At 73.8% G+C, this 6,970-nt stretch carries 7 protein-coding genes; 1 reads left to right on the top strand and 6 read right to left on the bottom strand.

The window, feature by feature from the left end; translation table 11 throughout:
• Positions 1 to 93 precede the first annotated feature (93 nt).
• Together B9S61_RS05985 and B9S61_RS05980 are read right to left on the bottom strand one after the other, a co-directional pair.
• Positions 94 to 1,836, bottom strand: a complete 1,743-nt coding sequence (locus B9S61_RS05985) for an acyl-CoA dehydrogenase family protein (protein WP_103541252.1) — start codon at positions 1,834 to 1,836, stop codon at positions 94 to 96.
• Complete coding sequence (locus tag B9S61_RS05980; protein WP_181007266.1) at positions 1,833 to 2,177, bottom strand: acyl carrier protein; 345 nt, start codon at positions 2,175 to 2,177, stop codon at positions 1,833 to 1,835. Before B9S61_RS05980 ends, B9S61_RS05985 begins: the two co-directional genes overlap by 4 nt.
• 154 nt (positions 2,178 to 2,331) lie before the next feature.
• Here B9S61_RS05980 and B9S61_RS05975 point away from each other — a divergent pair, with 154 nt between their 5' ends.
• A complete protein-coding gene (locus B9S61_RS05975; protein ID WP_103541251.1) occupies positions 2,332 to 3,138 on the top strand; it encodes a thioesterase II family protein in 807 nt (268 codons plus the stop codon).
• On the opposite strand, the gene B9S61_RS05970 is transcribed toward B9S61_RS05975, so the two are convergent.
• The 4 genes from B9S61_RS05970 to B9S61_RS05955 form a co-directional block, all read right to left on the bottom strand.
• Complete coding sequence (locus tag B9S61_RS05970; RefSeq protein ID WP_374936187.1) at positions 3,100 to 4,338, bottom strand: cytochrome P450; 1,239 nt, start codon at positions 4,336 to 4,338, stop codon at positions 3,100 to 3,102. The genes B9S61_RS05975 and B9S61_RS05970 overlap by 39 nt on opposite strands.
• A gap of 67 nt (positions 4,339 to 4,405) precedes the next feature.
• Positions 4,406 to 5,176: an SDR family NAD(P)-dependent oxidoreductase gene (locus tag B9S61_RS05965; RefSeq protein ID WP_103541249.1), complete on the bottom strand. Its 771-nt coding sequence runs from the start codon at positions 5,174 to 5,176 to the stop codon at positions 4,406 to 4,408.
• A 38-nt stretch (positions 5,177 to 5,214) separates the two neighbouring features.
• A complete protein-coding gene (gntD, locus tag B9S61_RS05960; RefSeq protein ID WP_103541248.1) occupies positions 5,215 to 6,300 on the bottom strand; it encodes a guanitoxin biosynthesis L-enduracididine beta-hydroxylase GntD in 1,086 nt (361 codons plus the stop codon).
• A 213-nt stretch (positions 6,301 to 6,513) separates the two neighbouring features.
• Positions 6,514 to 6,970, bottom strand: a 457-nt coding sequence (locus B9S61_RS05955; RefSeq protein WP_258039566.1) for a phosphopantetheine-binding protein, incomplete at its 5' end; no start/stop codon positions are given.

The following is a 6,970-nucleotide window of genomic DNA, read 5'->3' as shown; positions in this document are numbered from 1 at the left end:
GACCGGCGTCGTCCGCCACCGCCCCGCGCCCGTCGGACCGGATTCCGCCACCGCCCCGCGCCGGGCTGACCGGATGCGCCCGGCCGATCCGGGTCAGGCCGGACGGCAGGCCGCCCGGACCGCCCGGAGCGAGAAGTGCTCGGGGCCGTCCAGGCACGCGAGCATCAGCTCCTCCACCGGTCCCAGCAGTTCCCCGTCCGGCTCCGTTGCCTGCCCCAGACGGGACAGCAGCCGCTGGAGCACCAGCACCAGCCAGGCGGTACCGGCCGGCGCCGTGCGCTCCTCCTCGAAGGAGTACAGCCAGGTGTACAGGCAGGACGCCGCCGCGTGGTACAGGCAGTGCTCGGCGGCGGCGTCCTGCGCCTCGGCCGTGGTCGCGTCCAGGGTGCCCGCGGCGAGCCGGGCGTAGAACCCGCCCCGCAGCAGGGAGAGCCGGTCCAGCACCTTGGTGAGGGCGCCCGCCTCGGCCGGTGGCAGCTCCCGCCGGGCGATCAGCCGCGCCCGCGCCACGGCCGGCTCCCAGCCCCGCGTGATCTCGTCCTCGGCGGCGTTGGTCAGCCGCAGCGCCCGTCCCGAGGGCTGCCAGACGGGCGCCTCCCGGGCATCGTCGAACAGGTCCCGCAGCACGGTGTTCCCGTCGCGTGCCGGGCGGTCGGCGATCCGTGCCACCGTGGGCAGCTGCGAGGCGATGCCGTGCAGGTTGACGTGTGTGGTGCCCTCGAAGATGCTCGCGATCGCGTGGTCGCGCTGGAGCTTCTGGAAGACGCCCGAGGCCACCTCCTCGCGCAGATAGCTCCGCGCGCCCAGCACCCGTCCGGCCTCCGCCACGACCTCCTCGCCGAGGGTCGGCACCAGGTACTTCACCACCGACGACCACAGGCTCAGCCGGGAGGGTGCCACCGACAGCGCGCGCGTCACCGGCAGCGCCGTGCACTCGGCGATCAGCAGGTCCAGGTGGGCGCCGACCAGATGGCGGCGGATCACGGGGATCCGGTAGATCTCCTCGCCGTACAGCACCCGCTCGCGGGCGTACCGCAGCGCGATCCGCAGCACCGAGTCCATCGTGCCCACCGACAGCGCGCCGATCGCCGTCCGCGTGATCTGGAGCACCTGGAGGATCCCGGCCAGGCCGCCGCCCGGACGGCCGAGCAGACAGCCGCCCGGAACCGGCGTGCCGCGGAAGGAGAGACCGCTGAGGTCGTGGCCCCGCAGCCCGACCGTGCGGACGAAGGGACGCTCCTCCCAACTTCCCTGCCCGAGCTGCGTCTTGTCGAGCAGTAGCAGGGACGAGCCGATGCCCTCGACGTTCGCGTACACGGTGACGAAGCGGCCCCGGGTGGCATTGCCCACCGGCCACTTCTCCCCGGTGAGCAGGTAGCCGTCACCGTCCGGCACCGCCACCGTCCCGTTGGTGCCCAGGTCGCTGCCGTGGTCGGGCTCGGAGACCGCGAAGCACGCCAGGTCTCCGTCGAGCAGGCCCTGCGCGACCCGCTTGCGCTGCTCCTCGTCGCCCCACAGCCACACCGGGTTGACGCCGAGCAGCGCCGACCCGAACATCACCGACACGGTGAGGTTGCGCCGGGCCAGGACCCGGGTCAGCAGGAAGAGCTGCTCCAGATTGCGCAGCCCGCCGCCGAACGCCTCCGGCACCAGGTACCGGGCGAAGCCCCAGGAGCGCAGGAGTTCCACGGCTCCCGGCGGCAGCGCGTCGCGCTCCTCGTACGCCACGGTCTCCGCGAAGCTGAACGGGCCGCTCCCCGCGCCGGGATCGCCCAGGACCCGGTCCAGGTCCGCGGCGAGCGCGTGGGACGGCCGGTCGACGTCCTGGCCGGTCATGCCGTGGAGCCGCCGATGTCGTAACGGGCCAGGAGCAGCTCGACCTCGTCGTCGGTGGGCAGCGTGGCACGGCCCGCCGCCACCTCGGAGACGACGAAGTCGACGACGTCACCGGCCCGTTCCAGCTTCATCGCCTCCTCGGGGGTCAGCGACCGCAGGCCGTACAGGTCCTCCAGGTTGTAGCCGAGTTCGGCGAGGACCAGCGAGTGGAAGCCCAGATCGCCGATCAGATGGTGCTCCGCGGTGACCTCGGAGGGCTTGCGCGGGGCGATCAGCCGGGCCATCCCGAGCACCACGGGGGCCACGGCTTCGGTGGCGCTAGCGGCAGGGGTGTGAGTCATGGTGCCGACGCTAGGCCGGGCCGGCGGCACGACCCCAGGTAACGGCCCCGGCAGGCTCTCGGCAACTCCCCTGGCGGCCGACGACGTTGCTACCGCGCAAACTGCCGCCGTGCTGCCTGGCCGGGGTGCGGCGGGGGCGGTAAGGCTGGTCGGCATGAGCACTCACCACCCCGTGGCGCCGGCAACGCCGTGGATCGCCGGGCGGCGCGCCGCCGGGCGGCCCCGCCTCCGGCTGTTCTGCCTGCCGCCCGCCGGAGGCAGCGCGGCCTCCTTCAACGTCTGGCGCCCGCACCTGCCGCAGGGGGTCGAACTCGCCCCGGTGGAACTGCCGGGCCGCGGCTCACGCCTCGAGGAACCGGTGCCGTACGCACTGGAGCCGCTGGTCGACGCCCTCTTCGAGGCGGTGCGCGGCGAGTTCGACGCGCCGTACGCGCTGTTCGGGCACAGCTTCGGCGCCGTCGTCGCCTACGAGCTGACGCGGCGCATCGAGCGGCAGGGCGGCCTGCGGGCCCCCGCCGCACTCGTGGTGTCGGCCCACCGCGCCCCGCACGTGCCACTCGGCCGGGAGCTCCTCACCGGGAGCAGCGACCGCCGCCTGGCCGCCTGGCTGCACCGCTACGGCGGACTCCCCGCGGAGCTGCTGGAACACCCCGGGTTCCTGAGCGACCTGCTGCGTGCCGTACGGGCCGATCTGGAGATCGCCGAACGGTATCTCCTGCCCGGGCCCGCCCCGGTGCGCTGCCCGCTCGTCGTCCTGGCCGGCGCCGACGACGACGTCTGCGTCCCCGCGGCGGTCGAACCCTGGGCCGCGTACGGCGCGGCGCCGCCCCGGATGCATGTCGTACCCGGCGGGCACTCCTACCCGCGGACGCATCCGGAGGCGACGCTGACGGCCGTGACCGGGGAACTGCGCCGCCTCGGCCTACTCGGTCCCGGGGCGGAGGGTGACCGGCAGGGCTGACAGACCGCTGAGGAAGCTGGAGTAGACGTACTCCGGCTCCCCGGCGGCCTCCATCCCGCCCACCAGGTCGCGCAGGCTCTCCAGCAGGGCCGACAGTTCCGCGCGGGCCAGGAAGGCGCCCAGGCAGAAGTGCGGCCCGTGCGCGAAGGACAGGTGTTTGTTCGGGGACCGGGACAGCACGAAGTCGTCCGGCCGGTCGAAGACCCGCTCGTCCCGGTTGGCCGAGGCCATCCAGACGGTGACGATGTCGCCCTCCTCGACGAACCGGTCGCCCAGGAGCACGTCCTGCGTGGCGGTACGGCCGCTGTGCAGGGCCGGGGCGGTCCAGCGCAGCACCTCCTCCACGGCCGGTGCGGTCGGCACGGCACCGGACTTCAGCGCCCGCCACTGGTCCGGCCGCTCCATCAGGGCGTGCAGCCCTCCCACCATGGCGAAGCGGGTCGTCTCGTGACCGCCCATGATGATGCTGTAGCAGTTGAAGATGATCTCCTCGTGGGTCAGCGGCCGCCCGTCGATCTCCCGGTTCACCAGCAGGCCGACCACGTCGTCGTACGGCTTCCTGCGCCGCTCGGCGGCCAGCTCCGAGAAGTACAGCAGCAGGCCGTTGCGCGAGGACCAGGTGGCCTCCTCGTCGGGCACGCCGTCCGCGGACGACAGCGCCGAGGAGGTCAGGGAGATGATGTGCCCCCGGTCGGCGGCCGGCACGCCCAGCAGGTCACAGATCGCGGCCAGCGGGATGTGCGCGGCGACGTCGGCGGCGAAGTCGACCGTGCCCCGCTCGACCGCCTCCGCGACCAGCAGGCGGGTGCCGCGCCGCACACTGTCCACCACCACCTCCAGCGACCGCGGCGAGAACGGCTTGAGCAGCGCGCTGCGCAGCGTCCGGTGCGGGCGCCCGTCGGTGACGGCGAGCATCTTCCCGGCCGCGGAGTCACCGCCCGCCAGCAGCGTGTCGAGCACGTTGCCCCGCTCGGAGGTGAACGTCTCGCTGTCGCCCAGCACGGCGGCCACGTCCGCGTAGCCGCTCACCACCCAGAACCCCGGGCCGTGCGCGCCCTCCGGCTGCCAGTGCACCGGGTCCTCGGCGCGCAGCCGGCGCCACAGCGGGCCCAGATCGTGGCGGGCGTGCAGCAGCGGGTCGGCGAGGTCCACCTCGTCGAGCGCCACCGGATTCGGCACGGGGCGGGTCTTCATGGACATCTTCCTCGGGCTCAGGGGTGTCGTTCGGGTCCTGCCGGGCCGGCTGCGGGGCGCCGTCGGCGCCGGGTCAGCTCAGGGGCTCGGTCGGTCCGGGGAAGAATGCCGTCGTCGCCCCGGCGGTCTCCGCCCCGTCCACCGTGAACTGCTGGCCCGACACGAAGGACGCCCCGGGCGAGGCGAGGAAGTGGAAGACCTCCGCGATCTCCTCGGGCAGCGCGTGCCGCCGGGCCGGGATGCGCGCGTTGACCTCGTCGAGCATCGCGTCGGTGTACTCGGCGCGCTGCATCGGCGTCAGCACCGCGCCCGGCGCCACGCACGCCGTACGGACCAGCGGGGCCAGCTCGACCCCGAAGGTCTGGCACAGCGACGCCACGCCGGCCTTGCTGGCGTTGTAGTCGGCGTACAGCGGGTAGCCGCGGGAGCCGTTGACGGACGCCGTCGCCAGCAGCACCCCCTCGCCCCGGCGCAGCATGTGCGGCACCGCGTGCCGCCACAGTGCCAGGACACCCATGAGGTTGACGTCGAGGGTGCGCCGGGCCTCGGCCTCGGTGATCTCCAGGATGCCGTGCCGGACGCTGATGCCGGCATTGGCGACGACGACGTCCAGCCGCCCCCGCTCGGTGGCCACCCGGTCGACGGCGTGCCGGACGGTGTCCCAGTCGGCCACGTCCGCCTTGACCCAGTGGACCTCGCCGCCGCCCTCCCGGGGCCCGTCCGGGCGGTCCCCGGCGGGGGACCGCACATCCAGGTTGACGACGTGGTCGCCGGCCCGGGCGAAACGTTCGGCGGTGGCCTGCCCGATGCCGCTGGAGGCGCCGGACACGATGACGGTGCGCATGACGATGCTGCCTTTCGCGTACGTGGGGAACGGCCCGGTCAGACGATGACGCGCGGGTGGTCGAGGGCGTAACCGTTCAGGTTGCGGCGCAGGTTGCGGCTGACGGTGAGCTTCTTCAGCCAGCGGTCGGTGCCGTCGTAGCGGGCGGTGAAAGGCCTGCGGCCGTGCACCGCACGGTAGTTGTCGACGATCAGCAGCGAGCCCGGGGCGACCGCCACGTCCTGCTGGACGCGGTTCAGCTCAGCCATCAGCCGGTCCAGCGCGGCCTCGGCCTCGGTGTCGCCGGGCAGCGTGTCCATGAACGGGCGGTCGATGCGCAGATAGGGGCTCAGCCGGTCGCCGAACAGCACGGCCGTCGGCACCGGGTGCGCGGCCATCGCGCGCAGCGGGGGCAGCGCCGGATGACCGGGCGCGTACGTCTGCAGCTGCCGGATGTGCTCGGTGTCCGGGCGGATGAGGAACCGCTCCTCGGCGAGCACCGCCCGGTCGGCGGCACCGAGCCGGACGTCGCGCACGGAGGCGACGATGGTCGGCACGGCGTCGGGGTTGCGCAGCCCCATCAGCAGCAGGTAGTCGCAGCGGTTGGGGTGAAAGCCGTCCTCGGTGTGGAACTCCAGCAGCGCCTCGCTGCCGTACCCGCTCTGCCGGTCCTCGTCTCCGTGGATCGGCAGGATGTTCTGGATGATCCGTCCTTCCTGGAGGGTCGCCCAGCCGAACGGGTCGCCGAGCAGCAGGCCGCACAGCGCCAGCCACACCTCCTGGTCGCGGGCCGTGCCCCCCTGGATCGCCTCGCGCCAGTGACCGGGGGTGGGACCGAGCGCGTCGCCGTCCACCGGGAATCCGTGCACCAGGCAGGCGGCGTTGTGCTCGCTGCGCCGGTACGACAGCAGGAACGTGCGCAGCCCCGCGGGCAGCGACTCCTCGGCGGTGAGCACCCGGTCGTAGAACTCGGGCAGGCTCGGCGCCCCGTGGACCTCGCCGAGCTTCTCGGCGGCGGTGCGCAGCTCGGCGACCTCGTCGGCGTCCAGGACGTACTCGGCCGGGGTGTCCGGGCCGTCCGGCCCGTCCGGTGTGCGGGCCGTGTCCCGGCGGGACGCGTCGACGGTCGGGTTCATGGTTGTCATCTCGGTGTCCTCACCGGGTCGTGACCGCTCGGGTCGTCCGTCGTTCGGTCCTGTGCGGTCCGCGCCGCACGGCGGCGGCCGGATCGCGTGGTGGAGCGCACCGGACCGGCCGAGCAGGGTCCCGGCCGTGTCGTGGTCCAGTGGTGGTACGGGGGTGGCGCCGTTCGGGTGAGCTGTCCGGGTGGTGCGGGGCGGAGCCGGGCGCGGGCCGCCCTACCGCCAGTCCTCGGCGAACCGGTCCAGCTCCTCCTGGTCCAGCGTGATCAGCGGCTCCTGGGGATCCGGATCCGCCGTCCCGGCGGCCGGCGCCGGGGCGAGCTCCTTGACCGCCGCGGCGATCGAGGCCACGGTCCTGTGGGCGAACACGTCCCGCGGCGCGACGTCGAGACCCGCCTCGCGCGCCAGGGTGACCAGCTTGATCGAGACGATGGAGTCGCCGCCGAGGTCGAAGAAGCTGTCGTCGACCCCGACCCGCTCCACCCCGAGGGCCTCGGCGAACAGGGAGCACAGCAACTCCTCGCGCGGGGTGCCCGGCGCCCTGCCCTCCGCCACGGCGGAGAACTCCGGCGCGGGCAGCGCGTTCAGGTCGAGCTTGCCGCTCGCCGTCACCGGCAGCCGGTCCAGGACGGCGACCACCGCGGGCACCATGTGCTCGGGCAGCGTCTCGGCG

Origin of the sequence: Streptomyces sp. SM1, assembly GCF_002910825.1 — a bacterium.
Taxonomy (GTDB): Bacteria; Actinomycetota; Actinomycetes; order Streptomycetales; family Streptomycetaceae; genus Streptomyces; species Streptomyces okerensis.
The sequence above is the reverse complement of the archived record's forward strand: the minus strand, read 5'-3'. Positions and strand labels throughout refer to the sequence as shown.

Bases quoted from the DNA above. Each gene is read 5' to 3' on its own strand.
- B9S61_RS05985 (WP_103541252.1), bottom strand. From the start codon at position 1,836: ATGACCGGCCAGGACGTCGACCGGCCGTCCCACGCGCTCGCCGCGGAC.
- B9S61_RS05980 (WP_181007266.1), bottom strand. From the start codon at position 2,177: ATGACTCACACCCCTGCCGCTAGCGCCACCGAAGCCGTGGCCCCCGTG.
- B9S61_RS05975 (WP_103541251.1), top strand. From the start codon at position 2,332: ATGAGCACTCACCACCCCGTGGCGCCGGCAACGCCGTGGATCGCCGGG.
- B9S61_RS05970 (WP_374936187.1), bottom strand. From the start codon at position 4,338: ATGTCCATGAAGACCCGCCCCGTGCCGAATCCGGTGGCGCTCGACGAG.
- B9S61_RS05965 (WP_103541249.1), bottom strand. From the start codon at position 5,176: ATGCGCACCGTCATCGTGTCCGGCGCCTCCAGCGGCATCGGGCAGGCC.
- gntD (WP_103541248.1), bottom strand. From the start codon at position 6,300: ATGACAACCATGAACCCGACCGTCGACGCGTCCCGCCGGGACACGGCC.